The 21099-nt window shown below is 70.1% G+C and carries 17 protein-coding genes and 1 riboswitch; of the genes, 7 read left to right on the top strand and 10 right to left on the bottom strand.

Translation table 11 applies throughout. The features are described 5' to 3' along the window. Positions 1-53: 53 nt before the first annotated feature. Together BQ2383_RS13050 and BQ2383_RS13045 are read right to left on the bottom strand one after the other, a co-directional pair. Positions 54-1544 carry a L,D-transpeptidase gene (locus BQ2383_RS13050; RefSeq protein ID WP_244176011.1) on the bottom strand — a complete coding sequence of 497 codons (1491 nt, stop codon included), beginning with the start codon at positions 1542-1544 and terminating at the stop codon, positions 54-56. A gap of 104 nt (positions 1545-1648) precedes the next feature. Next, complete coding sequence (locus BQ2383_RS13045) at positions 1649-2053, bottom strand: RidA family protein (RefSeq protein ID WP_091034715.1); 405 nt, start codon at positions 2051-2053, stop codon at positions 1649-1651. A gap of 26 nt (positions 2054-2079) precedes the next feature. Here BQ2383_RS13045 and BQ2383_RS13040 point away from each other — a divergent pair, with 26 nt between their 5' ends. The 5 genes from BQ2383_RS13040 (at position 2080) to nagB (ending at position 9599) form a co-directional block, all read left to right on the top strand. Next, positions 2080-3297: an alanine racemase gene (locus BQ2383_RS13040; RefSeq protein ID WP_091034712.1), complete on the top strand. Its 1218-nt coding sequence runs from the start codon at positions 2080-2082 to the stop codon at positions 3295-3297. Next, on the top strand, positions 3288-6551 hold the full coding sequence (locus tag BQ2383_RS13035) for a family 20 glycosylhydrolase (RefSeq protein ID WP_091034711.1): 3264 nt from the start codon (positions 3288-3290) through the stop codon (positions 6549-6551). The genes BQ2383_RS13040 and BQ2383_RS13035 overlap by 10 nt, the downstream gene beginning before the upstream one ends. 79 nt (positions 6552-6630) lie before the next feature. Then, positions 6631-7818 (top strand): ROK family transcriptional regulator, encoded by a 1188-nt coding sequence (locus BQ2383_RS13030; RefSeq protein ID WP_091034708.1) that lies wholly within the window; start codon positions 6631-6633, stop codon positions 7816-7818. A 43-nt stretch (positions 7819-7861) separates the two neighbouring features. Next, positions 7862-8827 carry an ROK family protein gene (locus BQ2383_RS13025; protein WP_208617671.1) on the top strand — a complete coding sequence of 322 codons (966 nt, stop codon included), beginning with the start codon at positions 7862-7864 and terminating at the stop codon, positions 8825-8827. Then, complete coding sequence (gene nagB / locus BQ2383_RS13020) at positions 8820-9599, top strand: glucosamine-6-phosphate deaminase (protein ID WP_091034706.1); 780 nt, start codon at positions 8820-8822, stop codon at positions 9597-9599. Before BQ2383_RS13025 ends, nagB begins: the two co-directional genes overlap by 8 nt. A gap of 16 nt (positions 9600-9615) precedes the next feature. On the opposite strand, the gene BQ2383_RS13015 is transcribed toward nagB, so the two are convergent. From BQ2383_RS13015 to BQ2383_RS12990, 6 genes are all read right to left on the bottom strand, one after another. After that, complete coding sequence (locus BQ2383_RS13015) at positions 9616-10023, bottom strand: NUDIX hydrolase (RefSeq protein WP_091034704.1); 408 nt, start codon at positions 10021-10023, stop codon at positions 9616-9618. Further along, entirely contained in the window at positions 10016-11380 is a 1365-nt protein-coding gene (locus tag BQ2383_RS13010) for an FAD-binding oxidoreductase (protein WP_091034702.1), read from the bottom strand. The genes BQ2383_RS13015 and BQ2383_RS13010 overlap by 8 nt, the downstream gene beginning before the upstream one ends. A 22-nt stretch (positions 11381-11402) precedes the next feature. Next, positions 11403-11774 (bottom strand): YrdB family protein, encoded by a 372-nt coding sequence (locus BQ2383_RS13005; RefSeq protein ID WP_091034699.1) that lies wholly within the window; start codon positions 11772-11774, stop codon positions 11403-11405. Between the two features lie 9 nt (positions 11775-11783). Beyond that, the gene (locus BQ2383_RS19605; protein WP_167381623.1) at positions 11784-13880 is read right to left on the bottom strand and encodes a sigma-70 family RNA polymerase sigma factor; all 2097 of its coding nucleotides are present in this window, start codon (positions 13878-13880) and stop codon (positions 11784-11786) included. 685 nt (positions 13881-14565) lie between these two features. After that, on the bottom strand, positions 14566-15738 hold the full coding sequence (locus tag BQ2383_RS12995; protein WP_091034692.1) for an N-acetylglucosamine-6-phosphate deacetylase: 1173 nt from the start codon (positions 15736-15738) through the stop codon (positions 14566-14568). Next, on the bottom strand, positions 15735-17246 hold the full coding sequence (locus BQ2383_RS12990) for a family 20 glycosylhydrolase (protein ID WP_091034690.1): 1512 nt from the start codon (positions 17244-17246) through the stop codon (positions 15735-15737). The genes BQ2383_RS12995 and BQ2383_RS12990 overlap by 4 nt, the downstream gene beginning before the upstream one ends. Positions 17247-17352: 106 nt before the next feature. After that, a riboswitch (ZMP/ZTP riboswitch) is annotated at positions 17353-17437 on the top strand. A 40-nt stretch (positions 17438-17477) separates the two neighbouring features. Between BQ2383_RS12990 and glyA the strand changes: the two genes are divergently transcribed. Both glyA and BQ2383_RS12980 read left to right on the top strand, forming a co-directional pair. Then, positions 17478-18752 (top strand): serine hydroxymethyltransferase, encoded by a 1275-nt coding sequence (gene glyA / locus BQ2383_RS12985; protein ID WP_091034689.1) that lies wholly within the window; start codon positions 17478-17480, stop codon positions 18750-18752. Further along, positions 18749-19627, top strand: coding sequence for a bifunctional methylenetetrahydrofolate dehydrogenase/methenyltetrahydrofolate cyclohydrolase (locus BQ2383_RS12980; protein ID WP_091034687.1), 879 nt, complete (start codon positions 18749-18751; stop codon positions 19625-19627). Before glyA ends, BQ2383_RS12980 begins: the two co-directional genes overlap by 4 nt. 90 nt (positions 19628-19717) lie before the next feature. On the opposite strand, the gene BQ2383_RS12975 is transcribed toward BQ2383_RS12980, so the two are convergent. Beyond that, positions 19718-20287: a hypothetical protein gene (locus tag BQ2383_RS12975; RefSeq protein ID WP_091034684.1), complete on the bottom strand. Its 570-nt coding sequence runs from the start codon at positions 20285-20287 to the stop codon at positions 19718-19720. Positions 20288-20344: 57 nt separating this feature from the next. Further along, on the bottom strand, positions 20345-21064 hold the full coding sequence (locus tag BQ2383_RS12970) for a DUF6882 domain-containing protein (RefSeq protein ID WP_091034680.1): 720 nt from the start codon (positions 21062-21064) through the stop codon (positions 20345-20347). Positions 21065-21099: the final 35 nt, after the last annotated feature.

Here is a 21099-nt window from a genome sequence, read left to right as displayed (position 1 = left end):
GGGGGTGGATGCTTCGGCATCCACCCCCTTCTTCATGTCCGCAGGAGAGCGGTTCAGTAGTAGACCGAGACCTCGAGGCCGACCGGCGACCAGTCGTAGACGTACTTGGCGAGATCGATCGGGAGGTTCACGCAGCCGTGACTCATCCGCTGGCCGAAGTTGTTGTGCCAGTAGGTGCCGTGGAAACCGATGTTCGGTGCGAACCAGGTGATCCACGGGACGTCTTCGGTGCAGTACGGCGCGCCCTCGTAGCAGCCCATGTCCTGAATGGCCGTGTGCGCGAACACCTTGAAGTTGCCGGCTGGGGTCAGCGTGCCGGGCAAGCCGGTCGACACCGCCCAGGACTGGACGACCTCGTTGTTCTGGAACAGGTAGGCGCGCTGCGAGCTCAGGTTGATCTCGATGCGGCGGAACAGGTTCACCGTCTCGAAAGCGGTCTCGCCCACGGTGAGCTTGTATACCCCGTCGCCGGCGGCGAGCTGCTGTGCGAACTGATCGGCGATGCCCGAGGTGTCGCCGACGGCACGACCGACGACGCCCTCCTGCTCGGCGCGCAGCACGGTGCCGGCGGAGTCGACGATGTTCGTGGCGTTCACCGGTGCCCGGTCGACGAGACCCGGAAGCGTGTCGACGGTGGCCTGGATGGCCTGGGGGTCGGCTTCGATGCGCAGCTGTCCGTCTTCGTCGACCACCGTCAGCCAGGTGGCGGCGACCGCGGGCTTGACCGGGACGGTGCGCTCGTCACCGACGTAGAAGCCGATCGTCCCGAGGATCGTGTTCAACTCGGTGGCGGTGGCGGTGGCATCGTCGTCGGAGACGGCGGGTAGGGCCTCGGCAGGACCGCCGGGGTATTCGAGAGACGTCTTCCCCTCGGCGACCGCATCGGTGAAGGCGACGGTGAGATCGTCGACGTCGATTCCGGTGCCGGGCTCCGAGGCCGTGACGATGTACTTCCCGCTAGCGGGGTCGAACGCGACACCGGCGTCCACCGGGTCTTGGAAGCTCGTCGGCACGGCGCTGCGCAACGCCGCGGAGGCTTTCTCGGCGTCGAGGGCGATGTCGGCGGGAACCGGGTCGCCCATCCACATGCCGAGGTTCCACAGCGGGCGGGCGGCGAAGGCGGCATCGGCGAGAGCGGTCGCATCGAGGGACGCGCCCAGGTCGGCCCCGGTCAGTACCGCGTCGTCTCCGTCGCCGGTGAGTGTGACCTCGGTCTCGGCGAGATGCGTGCTGATCGCTTCGGCTGCGGCACCGGGCGTCATCCAGCCGACCGGGATTCCGGCGACGGTGGTTCCCGGGGCGATGAGCACCAGCGAGGCTGCTCCGGCGCCGAGGGCGACGACGCCGAGTCCGAGCCCGATCCAGAGGCCGAGGCGACGCTTCTTGGGGGTCGGCTCGACGGGGGCCCAAGCCAACGGCTGCTCGCCCGTGGTGGGTGGGACGGCGTCGGTGGCCGACTCCTGCGGCGTGAGTACGGAGGTGGGCGTGGCGTCGTCGCCGTGCGCCTCGGCTGCTGCGCCCGGCGCAGAAATCAGATCGGTCACGAACTTCACCCCCCGGATCTCAAACGTGTCCTGACGTCCAATGGTACGGGATGGGAGGTAACGGGGAGGCAACGGTCCGTGATATCGTCCCTCCCCGCGTCCGGTCAGTCGACGATGGCGATGCCGTCGATCTCGACGAGCATCTCCTCGCGGGGGAGACCGGTGAAGACGGTGGTGCGGGAGGGGAGCACTCCGCTGGGGGTGTTCGCGGTCACGAAGGCGCCGTACGCATCGTTCATGATCGTGAAGTCCTCGCGCTTGGTGAGATACACGCGCAGCATCACGACGTCGTCGAACGTCGCGCCGGATGCTTCGACGATGGCCTTGACGTTCTCGAGCGTGCGGGTGGTCTGCGCGGCGACGTCACCGGGGAAGAGGTACTCGTTCGTCTGCGGGTCGACCGGTCCCTGGCCGGACACCTGGACGAACGGGCCCTTGCGGATACCCTGCGAGAAGGTGTGTGCGGGAGCGGGGGCGGCATCGGTGGAAACTCGGGTCTTCGCGGTCATGCCATCCAGCCTAGTAGCCTTGTTAGATGCCTCTACAAATTCCGGATCCCGTTCTCGGCGCCTGGACGAAGGGCTTCCCGGCGCATGCTGCGGGACTCCCTCTTTCGGAGGTCGCCGGCGCCGGTCTGCACCTCTCCGACCTGGTCACTCCGGTGCTCACGGTGCAGGAGGGCGCACTCGCGCACAACGAGGGGACCGTCTTCGCATGGGCGCGGGAGCAGGGGGTGCTGCTCGCGCCCCACGGCAAGACCACGATGGCGCCGGCGCTCTGGCAGCGGCTCCTCGATGCGGGCGCGTGGGGCATCTCGGTCGCGACACCGTGGCAGGCCGAGGTCGCCGTCGACGCCGGTGTCCCGACGGTGCTGATCGCCAATGGCGTCACGGATGCAGCGGCGGTGCGCCGCCTGAGCGCACTGCTCGCCGCCGATGACGGGCTGCGGGTGCTGTGCTGGGCGGACTCTCTCGCCGGCGTCTCGATCCTGGCGGACGGGATGCGCGGTGCCGTGCGGCCGCTCGACGTGCTGGTGGAACTCGGCGGCGCGCAGGGCCGCACCGGCGCCCGCAGCGTGGAGGAGGGCGAGCGGATCGCGCGGGCGATCTCGGAGGCTCCCGGGCTGCGACTCGCCGGTGTCGCCGGGTACGAGGGTCCGTTCGGGCCGGATCGCAGCGACGCTTCCGTCGCGGCCGTCGACGCCTATCTCCGGACCATCGTCGAGCTGCACACGCGCCTGGTGTACCCCGAAGGCATCCGTCCCGTGCTCAGCGCCGGCGGCAGCTCGTTCCCCGATCGAGCGGCAGCGGTGCTCGCGCCCGAGGGCGCCGATGCCGACGTCGTGCTGCGTTCGGGTGCCTTCCAGATCCACGACGACGGGTTCTACGCCCGCATGTCGCCGTTCGGCCCGTTGACCGGGACCGCGTCGCTCCGTTCCGCGATGCATGCCTGGTCGCGTGTCGTCTCGCAGCCGGAAGAGGGCCTCGCCCTGTTGGATGCGGGCCGTCGGGACGTGCCCTTCGATCTCGATCTGCCGGTCCCGCAGTCGGTCGACGGCGAGATCACGGCGCTCAACGATCAGCACGCGTTCCTGCGGTTGGCGGGCGGCGCTTCGGTGGCGGTCGGCGACGTGGTGCGTCTGGGGCTCTCGCACCCGTGCACGGCATTCGACAAGTGGCGGGTGGTCGTCGTGATCGACGATCCCGACGCGGAAGACCCGCGCGTGATCGGGGCGGTCGCGACATGCTTCTGAGCGCGGAGAAGGCCGCAGCGGGCCTGGTGCGGGTCTACCGCGGAGCGACCGTCGTCGACGGGACCGGGGCGGCCCGCTACGTCGCCGATGTCGCGGTCGAGGGCGCGCGGGTGGCCGCGGTCCTGCCGAAGGAAGCCACCGAGGGCCTCGAGCTTCCGGAGGGTGCGGTCGAGGTCGACGCGGCCGGACTGGTGCTGGCGCCCGGATTCATCGACATGCACGCGCACAGCGAACTCGCCGTGCTGAGCGGTGCTGCCCACGAGGCGAAGATCCGGCAGGGTGTCACCACCGAAGTGCTCGGTCAGGACGGCCTCGGCTACGCCCCGCTCGACGACCACGCGGCCGCCGTGATCCCCGGCCAGATCGCCGGATGGAATGGCATGCCGGCCGAGGTGCCCTGGCGGACCATGGACGACCTGCTCGCCGCGATCGATGCCGCAGCCATGGCCAACGCCGCCGTGCTCGTGCCGCAGGGGAACCTCAGGATGATGGTCGTCGGGCATGAGAACCGTCCGGCGACGTCGGCCGAGATCTCCGCCATGGCGGACCTGCTCGGCGCGGCGCTGGATGCCGGTGCGTTCGGGATGTCGAGCGGCCTCACCTATACGCCCGGGATGTACGCCGACACGGCGGAGCTCGAGGCGCTGTGCCGCGTGGTCGCGGAACGGGGTGGTTACTGGGCGCCGCACACGCGCAGCTACGGCGGGGGAGCGCTCGACGCCTATCGGGAGGCGCTCGACATCGGCCGCCGCACCGGGTGCCCCATCCACCTCACCCACGCCACGATGAACTTCACCCCGAACCGGGGGCGAGCAGCGGAACTCCTCGCCCTCATCGATGAGGCCATCGCGGATGGCGTCGACGTGACCCTGGACACCTATCCCTACCTGCCGGGGGCCACCACGCTCGCCGCACTGCTGCCGAGCAGGCTCGCCGCGACGGGCGACCTGTTGCGTGCCGTCGCCGAGCTCGACGCGGCCGGTCGGGAGGCGGTCCGCGTGGAGCTCGAGGAGGTCGGCTGTGACGGCTTCCACGGCGAGAGAGCCGACTGGACGCAGATCCAGATCTCGGGCACGGCCCATCCTGCCCTCGCCGACCTGGTCGGTCGGACGGTCGCCGAGATCGCCGAGACCACGGGGCGCCGAGCCGTCGACGTGGTGCTCGACACGATCGTCGCCGATGCCGGTGCCACCGGGATCCTGATGCACATCGGTGACGAGGAGAACGTCCGCGCGATCATGCGCCATCCGCAGCATGCGGCCGGCAGCGACGGGATACTGATCGGCGCGCGGCCGCACCCCCGTGGCCGGGGCACGTTCCCGCGCTATCTCGGGCACTATGTGCGCGAGCTCGGCATCCTCACGCTGGAGGAGGCCGTGCAGCACCTGGCGGGCACGCCGGCCAGACGGCTGGGTCTCGACCGCGACGATGCTCCGCGCGGTGTCATCCGCTCCGGCGCGACCGCCGACCTGGTGCTGTTCGATCCGGAGACCATCGCCGCGGGCGCGACCTTCGACGCGCCGTTCACCGCACCGCTCGGCATCGTCGAGGTGCTGGTCGGCGGAGTGCCCGTGGTCTCCGACGGCGAGCCCACCGGTGCCACTCCGGGGCGGGCGCTGCGGATGCCGCCGGCGCCCCATCGGGCCACGGTGCCGCGCATCGACGCACGCATCGACCCGATGGCACCCGGGTTCGCCTGGTCGGAGAAGACACCCGTGCTCGCCCCCGCGGAGCTCGCCACCGTCGCGGGCCGGCTGGGTGGAGTCGGTCGCGACGACGGACAGCCGTGCATCCGCCTCGTGGTCGACGAGATGCTCGGCGCCGATGCTGCAGCGGCGGGGCGCATCGCCACCGAGGCGTTCCGCGTGACGGTGAGGGCATCGGGCATCGAGGTCCGGGGTGCGAGTCCCGCCGGCGTGTACCGGGGCACCACCGTGCTGCGGCAGCTCCGCGACCCCGACGGAGCGGCGACGCCGATTCCTGCCGGGGTGTGGGAGGGAGCGCCCGCCTATGCGTGGCGCGGCGCGATGCTCGACGTGGCACGTCACTTCCGCACCGCCGACGAGGTTCGTCGCCTCATCGACCTCCTGGCCGACCACCACCTCAACGTCCTGCACCTGCACCTCACCGACGACCAGGGCTGGCGGTTCGAGGTGCCGGGCTTCCCGCGGCTCACCGAGGTCGGTGCTCGTCGAGCGGCGACGCAGCGCGGCCACGGTCCGCTCGCGACCGTCGAGCCCGGCGTCCATGAGGGCTTCTACACGACGGCCGAGTTGCGTGATCTCGTCAGCTATGCCGCCGAACGCTTCGTGACACTTGTCCCGGAGGTCGAACTCCCCGGTCACGTGCAGGCCGCGCTCGCCGCCTATCCCGAACTCGGGAACATCGATGTCGGAGACCCGGTCGCGTCTGCGTGGGAGCGGTTCGGTGTGAACCCGCGCACGCTCGCGCCGACCGAGGCCTCGCTGGCATTCGGCCGTGCGGCCATCGACGCGCTGTGCGACGTGTTCGATTCGGAGTGGATCGGCATCGGCGGAGACGAGGTTCCGGTGACCGAATGGGCGCAGAGCGCCGCAGCCGCCACGCGGATGCAGGAGCTCGGGCTCGCCACCGCGCACGACGTGCAGCCGTGGTTCACGGCCCACTTCGTCGCCCACGTGCGCGCCCGAGGTCGCACGGCGCTCGCGTGGGACGAGGTGCTCGAGGGCGATGTGCCCGAGGGGGTCCGGATCCTCGCCTGGCGGGGCCCGGTCGCGATGCGCGCGGCTCTCTCGCGGGGCATCGAGGTCGTCGCCTGCCCCGACCTCGAGGTGTACCTCGACTACCCGCAGTCCGAGTCCGCGGAGGAGCCCATCCGGGTCGGGCCGCCGCTGACGATCGAGCGTGCCTACACGCTGCGCGTCGAGGACGGTGCCGTCGGTGGGCAGGCCAACGTCTGGAGCGAGCATCTGCCCACCCGTGATCGGGTCGACTTCGCGATGTTCCCCCGCCTGTCGGCGATCGCCGAGCGGCTCTGGGAGGGCGGCGACCCGGCACTGTATGCGGACTTCAGGCGACGTCTGCCGACGCAGCTGCGCCGCCTCCGCGCGGCGGGGGTGCGGTATCGTCCACTGGACGGACCTGCACCCGATCAGCGTCGTCCCGGGGTGCCCGGCAAACCTCTCACGGTGGAGGCGCGCGAGCTCATCGTCGCCGGCCTGGTGACGCGACTTCTCGAGCGTTCGGAGGACGCCTCCGCAGAGCTTCGAAAGTAATGTAACGTTTCGGTAACCCTCGTCGCCCCACTGCGGGGAGAGGTTGCACAAATTTTGTTCGTAAGGTCTACTAACAAACATGTCCGTTTCGGATGAACAGCGTCCCGCGCCGCCGGTAGAGTACCTCGGCGCGAACACGCATGCCTTCGGCCCGGGGCGCCACCTGCGCTCGCGAGCGAAAGTGCTCCCCGAGCACGCGCGCGGGCACAACCGCGCACTGGTCCTGCAGACGCTGTATCACGCCGGTGCGATGAGCCGTGCGGATCTCTCGCGCGAGACCGGGCTGACCCGGGTCACGATCTCCGACCTGGTCGCCGAGTTCATCGCCGACGGCATCGTCGTCGAGATGGGCGTCCGCGAGGCGGTCGGTCCGGGCAAGCCGCCGATCCTGATCGACATCGACCGCGTCGGCCACCAGATCCTCGGCCTCGATCTGTCGGGTCCGAGTGCTTTCACCGGCGCTGTGCTGAGCCTGGACGGCGACGTGCTCGAACGGCGCGAGGTGCCGCGCCCGGACTCGCCCGACGGCGAAGCGGCGTATGCGGCCCTGCACGAACTCGCCAAGACCCTGGTCGCCGCCTCGACGCAGCCGCTGCTGGGAGTCGGCATCGGCACGCCGGGTGTCGTGCGCCCCGACGGGCTCGTCCTGAGCTCGCCGAACCTCGGCTGGACGAACTTCCCCCTCGAGGCGAAGCTCGGCATCGACCTCGACCTGCCCGTCCTCGCCAGGAACGATGCCAATGCCGCGGTGCTGGCTGAATACACGTTCGGGGACGCGAAGGCCGACTTCATGCTGATCAAGATCGGCAAGGGCGTCGGTGCCGGTCTCATCACCGGCAGCCAGCCGCTGCTGGGCAGCCGCTTCGCGGCGGGGGAGATCGGGCACGTCGTCGTCGGCACCGACGGCGGTCCCCGATGCGCCTGTGGCAAGGACGGCTGTCTCGAAGCCTGGCTGAGCGTCAGCCGCCTGCGTGCGGCGCTGGAGTCCGAACCCGACGCCCGCGACGAGATCCTGCGCGATGCCGGAACGCGGATGGCGATCGCTGTCGCTCCGATCGTCGCTGCTCTCGACCTCTCCGAGGTCGTGCTCTCCGGTCCCGCAGATCTGCTCGACGGCATCCTGATCGACGCCGCGATCGAGACCCTGCATGCCCGCACGCTCGAGGGCGTGTTCGAGGACGTGGTCGTGCGCCGGACCCATCAGGAGGACATCGTCCTGCGCGGTGCCGCCGTGATGGTGCTCTCCGGCCAGCTGGGCGTGTCGTGACGATCCTCACCGCCACCGCCAAGACCGCGGGGAGCAGCATCCGATGAGCGGTGCGAGTGCTGCCGACCCCACCGGTCGGCAGATTCGAGTGGGCCTGGACGTCGGCGGAACCAAGATCGACGCCGTGGCCGTCGATCCCTCCGGGGAGATCATCGGGCGACTCCGCCGGGTCACCGGCTGGGGCGACGATGCCGTCGTCGAGAGCATCGTGACGGCCGTCAGCGCGCTCGCCGATGAAGTCGGCCTGTCGCTGTCGGACATCGGCTCCGTCGGAATCGGCATCCCCGGGCTGGTCGATGCCGACGCCGGGCGCGTCGATCATGCGGTCAACCTCGGCGTGGAATCCCTGGAACTCGCCGATCGGGCCGAACAGGCGCTCGGTATGCCGTTCCGGGTGGAGAACGACGTGAAGGCCGCGGCACTCGGAGCGGCGGCCCTGAGCGGCGTCACCGGGTCGATGGCGTATCTCAACCTCGGCACCGGCGTCGCCGCGGGCATCGTGATCGACGGCCACATCTGGCGCGGGGCCCGTGGCACGGCCGGGGAGGTGGGACACCTCTCAGTCGACCCGAAGGGACGCCTGTGCGGGTGCGGTCAGCATGGCTGCGTCGAGACGTTCTGCGGTGGCGGCGCGCTCGCCAAGGCGTGGGGCCGCCCGGGCGCGCTGCCGATCAGAGACATCTTCGACGCCGCGGACGCCGGCGATCCGCTCGCTCTCGCACTCCGCGCAGACCTCTTCCACGGCGCCGCTGCCGCGGTTCGGGTGCTCGTGCTCTCGGCCGACGTCGAGACCGTCGTCATCGGAGGAGGGCTCACGGCTCTCGGCGACCGCCTGGAGGCCGGCATCCGTGCGGCGCTGCATGCCGGCGCCGACGCGTCGCCGTTCATGCGGTCCCTCCGCCTGGATGAGAGAATCGAACTGCTTCCGGCCGGGTCTCCCGCTGCCGCTTTCGGCGCCGCACTGGTCGGCGCATCCATCACCGAGAAGGAGATCGTCCCGCATGGCTGAGGTCGTCATCGTCGAGAATGCCGAGGCCGCTGGGGCCCTGGTCGCCACCGAGATCGTCGAGCTGATCGAACGCCGGGCGGATGCGGTGCTGGGGCTGGCGACCGGATCCACTCCGCTCCCCGTCTACCAGGCGCTGCGCACGCAGCTCGCGGGTCGCGACGTCTCGCAGGTGCGCGGCTTCGCCCTCGACGAGTACGTCGGCATCGACCCGGCGCACCCGGAGAGCTACCGCTCCGTGATCACGCGCGAGGTTGTGGAACCGCTCGGACTCGACCCGCAGCGCATCCACGTTCCCAACGGCGCACTCGCGACGATCCAGCACGCCGGCGACGACTACGAGGCCGCCATCGATGCGGCCGGTGGGGTCGACCTGCAGATCCTCGGGATCGGCACCGACGGACACATCGGCTTTAACGAGCCGGGGTCGTCCTTCGCCTCGCGCACCCGTGTGAAGACGCTCACGGAGCAGACCCGCGAGGACAACGCGCGCTTCTTCGACTCGATCGACGACGTGCCGATGCACTGCATCACGCAGGGCCTCGGCACCATCCTGAAGGCGCGACACCTGGTGCTGCTCGCGTTCGGCGAAGGCAAGGCCCAGGCGGTCGCCGGTGCCGTCGAGGGGCCGCTCACCGCGCTCCTCCCGGGTTCCGCCATCCAGCTGCACCCGCACGCGACGATCGTCGTCGACGAGGCTGCGGCTTCGAGACTCGAACTCGCCGACTACTATCGCTACACGTTCGCGAACAAGCCGGCCTGGCAGGGCATCTGACGCCTGCTCGGCGCGCTCATCCCGCTGGCGTGGGCCAGGCGATCGGCAGCAGGTGCTCGACGCTCAGGGGCGCCAGGGGGAGCGTCGCGACGTCTGCCGGCGTGATCCATCGCAGTTCGGCGAGCTCCGCCTGGACCGTGACGGCTCCGGGGTCGACGGATGTCGAGAAGGCCGCAGCGACGACACGGTGCCCCGGCTCGTTCGCGGCCTCGGAGATGAAGGTCCCGAGCGGGTGAAGCTCACTCTCGTCGAGCGTGAGCCCCAGCTCCTCCTGGAGTTCGCGGATCAGAGTCTGCGCCGCGGATTCGCCCGGCTCGGGCTTTCCTCCCGGCTGCATGAACCGCGTGGTGCCCTGCTTGCGGACGACCAGCACCCGGCCTTCGGCATCGACGATCACGGCCGCGCTCACATGGATGTCAGGCATCGGGGCTGAACACCTTTCCCGGGTTGAGGATGCCGAGGGGATCGAACACCGCGGCGATCTGCCGTTGCAGCTGCCACTGGTCGTCACCGAGCTCTTCGGCGAGCCAGCGGCGCTTCAGCACGCCGATGCCGTGCTCTCCGGTCAGGGTCCCGCCGAGGCGGATCGCCGCGCGGAACAGCTCGTCCGCCGCGACCCACACCTCGGGCGGCACGTCCGGACCTTCGAAGAGGAAGTTGGGGTGCAGATTGCCGTCGCCGGCGTGCGCCACCGTCGGGATGGTGAGTCCGTGCTCTCGTTCGATGCGCGCGATCTCGTCGAACATGGCGGGCATCGCGCTGCGCGGCACGGAGACGTCCTCGATGAGCGTTGTGCCCAGCGACGCCATCGCCGCGTGCATCGATCGGCGGATCGCGAGCAGCCGTTCGCCCTCCGCGCGATCGTGCGAGACCACAGTGACCCCGCCGTGGGAACGGAGGATCTCCGCGATGGCGTCGGCCTCGGCACGGGCGGCGGGTCCGTCGGTCTGGATGGTGAGCTGGGCCGCTCCCGGCGTCGGGGCGGGGAGCCCGAGGAGCGCGTGCACGGCCGTGAGGCTCGCGGCATCCATCAGCTCCATGATCGCCGGTTGCACCCCTGCGGCGGTGACGGCGGCGGACGCGGCAGCAGCAGCACGCACGTCGGGGAAGGTGGCGACCACCGTGCAGGTCTCACCCGGCACGAGCCTGCGCAGCTTGAGGGTCGCTCCCACCACCACGCCGAGCGTTCCTTCGGAGCCGATGACCAGCGCGGTGAGGTCGAGGCCGGTGACGCCCTTGACGCTGCGGTGTCCGAGGTGCAGCAGCCGTCCGTCGGCGAGCACCAGGTCGATGCCGAGCACGGCATCGCGGACGACACCGTATTTGGCGCAGAGCAGTCCGCCGGCACCGGTGGCGATGTTGCCGCCCACCGTGGAGATGTCACGACTGGCCGGGTCGGGCGCCCACCACAGCCCCTGTCGCGCGAGCTCGGTGTTGAGGTCGGCGTTCAGGATGCCGGGTTCGACGACCGCGAGCAGATCGTCCGGTCGCACCTCGCGGATCGCGGTCATCCGGCGGAGCGACAACACGATCTCGCCACTGCCGGCGTTGGCCGCACCGGCGAGTCCGGTGCCGGCGCCGCGGATGACGACAGGGGTGCGCGTGTGCGACGCGATGCGCATGGTCTGCTGGACGTGCTCGACCCGTTCCGCGTGGACGACGGCGATCGGGCGTCCGGCGGCGGCATGGCCGGAGCGATCCGCTCTGGCCTGCTCGAGAACCGCCTCGTCGGTGTCGACGAGCGCGCCCAGCGACTCCTTCAGGAGTGTCAGGACACTCATGGCCGCGCGCTCGACGGCAGGGTCACGACAGGGCGCGCCGACCGCTGAGGACGCCCGCGACGACGGCCACCAGGGCGAACGCGGTGCCGATCAGCGCCTGACCCATCGACCACCAGGCGATCGTGACGCCGACGTAGATCAGCAGCTCGACGGCGGCGCGGAGGAACGGGTGCACGCGCAGTACCGGGCGCGGCGACAGGAACAGCGCCCAGATGAGGATCACGATCACCGGTGCGCCGATGCCGAGGATGATGTTCCACGGCAGGTCCCAGCTGGCGAAACCCCACAGGGCGAGAGAGGCGACGGCAGCGACCAGGACGACGGTGCGGACGACGTCGAGGGCGGAGATGGTCGGGCGCTCGACGCCGGGAACGGGTGCGGGATCCGAGGACATGCATCCAGTCTATTCGGCGGCCGGAGCGTCCTCGGCCGGTGCGACGGCGACGGTGTCGGCGGCGGGAGCCTCGGCGGCGGGGGCGGAATCGACCGGCTCCTCGGGAGCAGGTGCGACAGGCGCCGGTGCAGCCGGTGCGGGTGCCACGGGCGCCGGTGCCGGCTCGACGGGTGAGGGTGCCGGGGCGGGCTCGACGGGTGCGGGTGCTGGGGAGGGCTCGACGGGTGCCGGTGCAGCGGGTGCGGGCTCGGCAGGAGCCGGCTCTGCCTCCGCGGCGATGACAGCAGTCGTGGTCTCGTCGCCCTCCAGGGCCTGCTCCGCCTCCTGCAGGACGGCTTCGACGGCGGCACCGGATTCGAGTGCCAGCAGAGTCGTGTCGGCGGACGGACCGACCTTGTCGGCCAGGACGTATCGGAACGTGATGACAGTCGTGTCGGCATTCCAGACCTGCCGGAAGCTCGGGCGAAGATCGATCGTCCCGGTGCCTGCGTCGTCGAGGACGATGCTGTCGCCACCGCCGCCGCTGCCATCGAGGAGCGCTTCGACGGTGGTTCCCGGTGCGCCGGTGATCGGCACGCTGTAGTGGATGGTGAAACCGCTGAACCAGATGCTCGCACCGGACCAGGTGGGTGCTTCCGTCGGGATAGCCGGGTCGACGGGGTCCACGGGGTCGACCGGGTCCACGGGATCGACGGGGTCGACCGGGTCCACGGGATCGACAGGATCGACCGGGTCCACGGGATCGACCGGGTCCACGGGGTCCACCGGATCTACGGGGTCGACAGGGTCCACGGGGTCGACGGAATTCGCGGGAGGAACGGGCGGAGCGACGACTGGACCGGCGTCTTCCAGAGGCTGCTCCCGCGAGGAGTCTTCCACCGGGGGGACGACGGGCGTCTCATCCGGCACGGTCTCCGGCTCATCGATGACGATCGGCTCGTCGAGATTCAATGAGGCGTCCGGCCCGACCTGCGAAGTGATCGACGACGGGTCGGAGTCTCCGGCGCTGGGCTGCGATGTGGCCGGGTCCGCCCCGGCGAGTCCGGGAATGATGGTGGCCGCGGCGACGACGCCCGCGACGACCAAAGCTGCGGAGCCGGCACCGACGAGCGCACCGATTCCCGTGAAGACACCGCCGGTCGCGCCCGCTCCTGCGGTCGCACCGCCTCCGCCGGCTGCTCCGCCCGACCCGGTCGTCCCGCCGCTCGAGGAGGCGATGCCCGTCGCCGCCTGACCCGTCGGGTCTCCGGCGAACACGGCTCCCGGGATGCCGGACGGCATGGCAGCCAGCGCGACGATGGGCGTGCCGGCGCCCTGCAGCGTCGCAAGGTATCCCGCCGCGCCGGTGACACCCAGCACGAGGGGGAGCAGGACGAGGGCGAGGCGCTTCGAGACGTCCTTGGCCTCGGCCGCGACGATCATGCATCGGGCGCATTCGTCGAGGTGCAGCTCGAGGCGCTTGTGGTCACGGGTGCTGAGGTTGCCGCGCGAGTACGCGCCGAGATGTTCGATCGTCCACTGGCATTCGGAGCCTTCGTCGGCGCTGCGCAGATGCGCCTGGATCCAGGCTTCGCGGAGACCTTCGCGGGCGCGGAAGGCCAGCTGCGACACCGCGCCGGACTTCATGCCCAGCAGGTGTCCGACTTCCTGCGGCTTCATCTGCTCGATCTCGGTGTACCAGAGCACCTCCTGCCAACGGGAGGGAAGGCTGCGGAATGCCTGCGCGGTGAGGCTCCGATCGAGCGCTTCGTTCGCGGCCTGGTCGGTGGTGTCGGGGTCGGCGACGGTATCGAGCTCATCGATCGCGGTCTCCCGGCGGGCACGACCCCATCCTGCGGCCGTGTTGCGGATGCTCGTGAAGAGGTAGGCGCGGAAGGAGCCGTTGGGGCCGCCGCCCTTGAGGATCGCCTGGTAGATGCGGGTGTACGCCTCTTGGACCAGGTCGTCCGGGTCGATCGAGGAGGTCACCGAGCGGGCGACCGCGAGGCCGGACGGGTAGTGGCGACGCCAGAGTTCGCCGAACGCGCCTGTGTCGCCCGAGCGGGCTCGCAGGATCAGGTCGGCGTCGCCGATCGGTTCGTCGTGAGTCGTGTTCTCTTCGTGCACAATCATCCATCTGTCGCGGGCGCAGGTACGTCTCTACAGGGTGAGATGCGTGAGGGCGCCGCTCATCACGCGACTTCATCATTCTCTCGCGAATCTCCCAGCTAAGCCACCCTTCCCTGCGGATTCTGAACAGATATACGGGATCCCGCCAGGCCGACCGGGAGCCCACGGCCCGCGGGAGCACGGCGGCACGAATTTTTTTCGGAAGTCGCGTAATGAACTCGTGGGGTCGCCGTCTCATCCCATAGAGACAGCCGTACGAACTCCACCGGGGGGCGGAGTTCAGGTGCTGGTGTGAAGGACATGCACCGGTCGGGCGGGTCGGGATCCTCGGGGGAGGAGAGCCCGGCCCCCCATCTCTGCACACGAGGAAGAGACCGCCGATCTGGGGACCGGCGGCCTCCCGCGTGGATCGGTCCTCGGACCGAGGTGGCTTTCCGAAGATTTTCGAGAAGTCGCGTAATGAATCGGTGGGGATGCCGTCTCATCCCATAGAGACAGCCGTACGAATTCCTCCGGGGGGCGGGATTCAGGCAGCGGTCGGTCGGGATCCTCGGGGGAGGAGACCCCGGCCACCGGCTCTGAGAGGGGAACGGGGCCGTCGATCTGGGGACCGGCGGCCCCCCACCCGAACCCGAATGACCGGAGAGCGCAGGGTTGCGCGTCGCGCGATGCGCTGCTGCCTCTAGGCGAGCAGCCGTGGTCCTGACCACACTCGTGCGACGTGCAGCTCGGCATCCAGCAGCACGGCATCGCCGAGCATGCCGATGCGGAGTCCGCCGAGTGCGGCGGAGCAGCCGATCGCCCGTGCCGGGGTCTCGGTGAGGGCGCGTACGGCCTCAGCGAGCTCCACGCCCGCGGCCACCGCCCGACGCAATGCCACATCCTGGGTGAGGGTCGAACCGGCGATCGACCCGGTGTCATCGGCCCGCGCCACGCCGTTCTCGACCGTGACGCTCACCGCTCCGAGGTCGTAGTGGCCGTCCGCGCTTCCGGCCGCGGCCATGGCGTCGGTGATGAGGGCCACGCGACCGGGCGCGGAGTCGAACACGAGCTTGATGACGTGCGGGTCGAGGTGCACGTTGTCGGCGATCGCCTCCAGCACCACGCGATGATCTGCCGCGGCGGCCAGCACCGGCCCGGGAGCACGATGGTGGATGCCGGGCATGGCATTGAACGCATGGGTGAGGATCGACGCGCCGGCCTCGAACGCGGCGACCGCCATCGCCGCATCGGCATCGGTGTGTCCCACGGCTGCCGCGGATCCGCCGGCCACGATCTGCCGGATCGCATCGAGTCCGCCGGGCAGCTCGGGGGCGATCGTCACCTGGCGCACAGTGCCGCGCCCGGCATCGAGCAGGCGCGCGACGTCGGCCGCGACGGGGTGGCGCAGAAGCGTGGGCTCGTGCGCGCCGTGGTGGCCCGGGTCGAGGAAGGGTCCTTCGAGGTGCGAACCGAGGATGTCCGCGTCGGTCTCGGTCAGGTCGGCGATCGTGGCGACGTTGCGGGCGAGATCGTCGATCGACGCCGTCACCAGCGACACAACTGCCCGGGTGGTGCCGTGCGCGCGATGCAGATCGCGCCCGGTGCGGATCGCCTCCACCCCGTCGTCGAACGATGCACCGGCACCGCCGTGTCCGTGGATGTCGACGAACCCCGGGGTGAGCAGGGCGCCGGGACCGGCAACCGCCGCGGCGTCGATGACCTCATCGGCGGGCGACCAGTCGGCGCCGGTGCCACGAGCGGTGACCGTGCCGTTCTCGATGCGGAGCCAGCCGTCTTCGGTGATCTCGCCGCGATCGACGATCCTGGCCGAATGGACGACCAGCGAACCGGTCGCGGAGGAGTGGGTGCTCAACGTTCGCTCCAGGGGATCTCGTCTGCGGGGTGGAAATCGATCCCCTCAGCCTTCCACAGCGGTGAGAGCGCCCCGACCCGCACGCGGAACGACTCCCAGACGCGCTCGGGTGCCCGTCGCGGCGACCAGGCGACCTCGGCCTGGGCGGCCACGCGGGGGAAGACCAGCTGCTCGACATCGCCGAGAGTGCGCGTGGTCTCGGACCACAGCGGCGCTTCGACGCCGAGGATCGCGGCATCCGGCACGTCGAGGACCGCGGTCGGCTCCCACTCGTAGGCGGAGCGGACGTCGATGATCGCGGCCCAGGTGAGTCCGAGCGGGAAGTCCTCGGTGTACTTCATGTCGAGGTAGGTGACATCGGCCGCGGACATGATCAGTGCGCCGCCGCGCTCGACGAAGTGCGCGGCCTCTTCGGCGTGGGTGCCCTCGGGGGTCGTCTTGCCCCAGTACTGCCCGATCGTGCCCTCGGCGATGTTCGCCGCCGACCCCATCTCGTGCCAGGCGACGGGGGTCTTGCCGGCTTCGACCACGATCGCGGTAGCGCGTTCGGCGAACAGGTCGAAGTCGGCCTGGGGGGTGCCGAGCGACTCGTCGCCGCCGATGTGGATATACGGACCGGGGGTCATCTCGGCCAGTTCGCGGACGACATCGCGCACGAAGTCGTACGTGCGCTCCTCGTGGATGCGCACGCTGGAGTGCCCGACCCCCCAGCCCAGGTAGTTCTCGCCGGCGACCGGCAGCGCCTGCCCGAGGCGTACCGAATCCGCGATCAGGTTGTCGTTCATGACCGGCTCCTCGACGAGTTCCGGGTAGGCGACGCCGATCGCGTGCGTGTGGCCGGGGAGGTCGATCTCGGGAATCACGATCATGTGGCGTGAGGCGGCGTATTCGACGATCTCGCGGTAGTCGTCCTTCGTGTAGAAGCCGCCAGGGTCGCCGTTCGCCGACGTGGCGGCCGACAGCTCGGTGAGCCGCGGCCAGGAGTCGATGTGCACACGCCACCCCTGGTCGTCGCTGAGGTGGAGGTGGAGGTGGTTGAGCTTGAGGGCGCTCGTGCTGTCGATGAACTTCTTCACGTCGTCGACGCCGAAGAAGTGCCGGGCCACATCGAGCATCACGCCCCGTCGGGCGAAGCGGGGAGAGTCGGCGATGTCGGCGCCGAGCAGCGCCCAGCCGGTGTCGTCCTGCCGGAGCAGCTGCAGCAGTGTCTGCACGCCGTAGAAGAGCCCTGCCTCGTCGGCGCCGATGACGACGGCGCGCTCGCCGATCTCGAGCGTGTAGCCCTCCGGTGCCGACGAGTTCGGGTCGACGAACAGCTCGATCTCGGCGGAGGGCTCGTCGGCGACGGCGAGGCGGATGCCGGTGCGGCGCTCGACCGCGTCGATCAGCTGGGCGGCGGCGGGGGAGGAGCCGAGCACGCGCGTCGTCGCGGTGACCGGCATCCGCCCGTCTCGTGCGGCGGCGGACACGGGCACGGGCACGAGAGGAAGAGGATGAGGAAGGACCATGAACAAAACCTACCTGCCGTGGCCTCTCAGCGGAACGGGGAATCGAATCGATTCTGCGGCGGTCGTCGAAACGACCGCGCTCGCCGCCTCGGGCATCCGCTATGCTCGTAACCGTCGCGACTGGCGTCTGGGTGGACTACCACCGGGGAGCGACTGACCACGGAATTCGACCGCGCGCCTGGGCCGATAGGAACACCCCTTTCGAATCCGTAGTCAGAGGAGCATGTCACCATGACCGACCGTTACTTCAACGCCCCGCTCTCCGAGGTCGATCCCGAGATCGCGCAGGTCCTCGACCGTGAGCTGAAGCGTCAGCAGACCTTCCTCGAGATGATCGCCTCGGAGAACTTCGTTCCCGTCTCGATCCTGCAGTCGCAGGGTTCCGTGCTCACGAACAAGTACGCCGAGGGCTACCCCGGCCGCCGCTACTACGGTGGCTGCGAAGAGGTCGACGTCGCGGAGTCCCTCGCGATCGAGCGGGCGAAGAGCCTGTTCGGCGCCGAGTTCGCGAACGTGCAGCCGCACTCGGGCGCCTCGGCGAACGCTGCTGTCCTGCACGCGATCGCCCGCCCCGGCGACACGCTGCTCGGCCTCTCCCTCGACCAGGGCGGCCACCTCACGCACGGCATGAAGATCAACTTCTCCGGCCGGCTCTACGACATCGTCGCGTACGGCGTCGACCCCGAGACCTCGACCATCGACATGGCGGAGGTCCGTCGCCTCGCGATCGAGCACAAGCCCAAGGTCATCATCGCCGGCTGGTCGGCCTACCCGCGCACCATGGACTTCGCGGCCTTCCGCGAGATCGCCGATGAGGTCGGCGCGCTGCTCTGGGTCGACATGGCGCACTTCGCCGGTCTGGTCGCCGCGGGTCTGCACCCGAACCCGGTTCCTCACGCCCACGTCGTCTCGTCGACCGTGCACAAGACGATCGGCGGCCCCCGCTCGGGCTTCATCCTCACGAACGACGCCGAGCTCGCCAAGAAGATCAACACCGCGGTCTTCCCGGGCCAGCAGGGTGGACCGCTCATGCACGTGATCGCCGCCAAGGCGACCGCGTTCAAGCTCGCCGGCACTCCGGAGTTCAAGGAGCGCCAGGAGCGCGTGCTGCGCGGTGCGAAGCTCATCGCCGAGCGCCTGTCGCAGCAGGATGTGAAGGATGCCGGCATCGCGGTGCGCTCGGGCGGCACCGACGTGCACCTGGTGCTGGTCGACCTGCGCGACGCCCAGATCGACGGCAAGCAGGCGGAAGATCTGCTGCACGACATCCACATCACGGTGAACCGCAACGCCGTTCCGAACGACCCGCGTCCGCCGATGGTCACCTCGGGTCTGCGCATCGGTACGCCGGCGCTCGCGACCCGCGGTTTCGGCGATGCCGAGTTCACCGAGGTCGCCGACATCATCGCCCTCGCGCTGCTCCCCGGTGCCGATGTCGAGTCGCTGCGCGCCCGCGTCGACGCGCTGGCCGCCGCGTTCCCGCTCTACCCGGACCTCCAGCAGTGACCGCGAAGATCCTCGACGGGAAGGCAGCGTCGGCAGCGATCCGTGCCGAACTCACGGAACGCGTCGCGGCGCTGAAGGAGCGGGGCGTCACCCCGGGCATCGCGACGGTGCTCGTGGGTGCAGACCCGGCATCGCAGCTGTACGTGGGCATGAAGCATCGGCAGTCCGAGGCGATCGGGATGAACTCGATCCAGCGTGAGCTGCCGGCGGATGCGACGCAGGCCGAGGTCGAGGCACTGATCGACGAGCTCAACGCCGACCCCGCGTGCCACGGCTACATCGTGCAGCTGCCGCTGCCGAAGCACCTCGACACCGACGCCATCCTCGAGCGGATCGATCCGGCGAAGGATGCCGACGGACTGCACCCGACCAACCTCGGCCGACTGGTGCTGAACGTCAACGGTCCGATCCACACGCCGCTGCCCTGCACGCCGCGCGGCGTGATCGAGCTGCTGCTGCGCAACGATTACGACCTCAAGGGCAAGCACGTGGTCGTGGTCGGGCGCGGCGTCACCATCGGCCGCTCCATCGGGCTGCTGCTCACCCGCCGCGACCTCAACGCGACGGTCACGCTGACGCACACCGGCACCGTCGACATGCCGCGGTACCTGCGCGAGGCCGACGTGATCGTGGCCGCGGCCGGTGTCAAGCACCTGATCCGTGCCGAGGACGTCAAGCCCGGTGCCGCCGTGCTCGACGTCGGCGTGACGCGCGAGACGCACCCGGAGACCGGCAAGAGCCTGGTCTTCGGTGACGTGGCCCCCGAGGTCGCGGATGTCGCGGGCTACATCTCGCCGAACCCCGGCGGTGTCGGGCCGATGACGGTCGCCCTGCTCATGACGAATGTCGTGGAGGCAGCCGAGCGGGTCGTGTAGCCCCCCCCCGGGTCGTCGCAGATACGCACGATGTCGCAGGAATCCGTGAGATTCCTGCGACATCGTCGTATACCCGCGACGTAGGGCCGGTCAGCCGAGTTCGTCGAGCATCCGGCGCTGCTCGGGCGTGAGTCCGTCCTTGAGCTCGTCGCGAGCCGCGCTCGTCTCAGGGGACTCCGGTGCGGCGCGTGTGGCGGTGGTCGTCGCAGGTGCGGGCTTCGAGCGTCCGCCCTTCACCCGCGCCTGCACGGAGTCGTAGATCTCCCCGGCTTTGGCCCGCATCCTGTCGTCGATCTGGTCGTAGATCATCCAACCGAACAGCAGGGCGAGCGGCGGCAGCACGAACGCCCAGAAGCCGGAGGCGCGCACGCCGCTGAGCCACACGGTGAGCACCCAGACGATGAGCTCGACGAGGTAGACGAGCACGTACTGCACGATCTTCTCGCCGGTCTTCGTGCGTTCGGCGGCCGACTTCGCGGCGGACTTGCGGAAGGCGCCGGCGATCAGCGGCTTCACGAAGAGTGCGGCAAGGGTCAGGATGACCGATGCCCACAGGGCGTTGAACCCGACGGAGACGCCGGGCAGCAGCAGACCGATCAGCAGCAGCACCGCGACATTGAACACGTAGAGCGCCGCGAACCGGACGATTCCGTTCTTCATGCGACCAGAATCCCACAGATCGCGGTGACGCGGATGCGGAGCGGGCGCCCCGTGCGGTCAGCCTTGTGGGTGCAGCGTGCTCTCGATGCCGCTGATGCGGGCCTGCTCGTCGAACCGGAACGTCGCCGTGCCGGTGGTGTCCGACACGGACGCGCCCGAGAAGGCCTCGTCGGTCCAGGTCAGGGCCCAGCCGGCGAGCCGTGCGAGGTCCCACACCGCGGTGCGGGCGTCGGGCAGGTCTGCTCCGGCGAGCACACGGGGGAGGGCGACGACCGCGTCGGCGACGGTGAGCGGCGCGAGCGGGGCGTCGAGCAGGAACACCGCGCGCGTGCCGTTGCCGACGGGGGCGGAGTAGTACGGAGAGCGTCCGGTCAGTTCGACGGCGACCCCGCCGATGGTGTGCGCCGCCTGTGCGATCCAGTCGTCGTCGCCGGCGCCCTCGGGGAACGGCACCTCCGAGGTCGTCAACGCCGCGATGCCGTGCTCGGTGCCGTATGCGTGCAGCTGTGCGGCGACACCCTGGGGGTCGCCGTTGGGGTGCGCCCAGGCCCACAGCAGCGAACGGGGGCCCGGCGCGATCGTCGCGATCAGGTGCGCGCGGGCGACGAGCTGCCTCGAGGGGTCGTCGTTCGCCGTGAAGGTGAGCGTGCCGGCGGCCATGTCCGCGTCCCAGCGGTGCTCACCGAGGGCATCGGCGGCGGCGGAGAGGGCGTCCTGTCGGAGTGCCACGAAGATGGCGGCACGGTCGGCGAGGGGCTGGAGCGCGGCGAAGGTCATGCCGACAGTCTCGCGGCAAATGCTATGAATCCGCT

The sequence above is a fragment of the Microbacterium oxydans genome, from assembly GCF_900095745.1.
Classification (GTDB): Bacteria; Actinomycetota; Actinomycetes; order Actinomycetales; family Microbacteriaceae; genus Microbacterium; species Microbacterium oxydans_B.
Note: the sequence above shows the minus strand (reverse complement) of the source record. Positions and strands in the feature narration are given on the sequence as shown.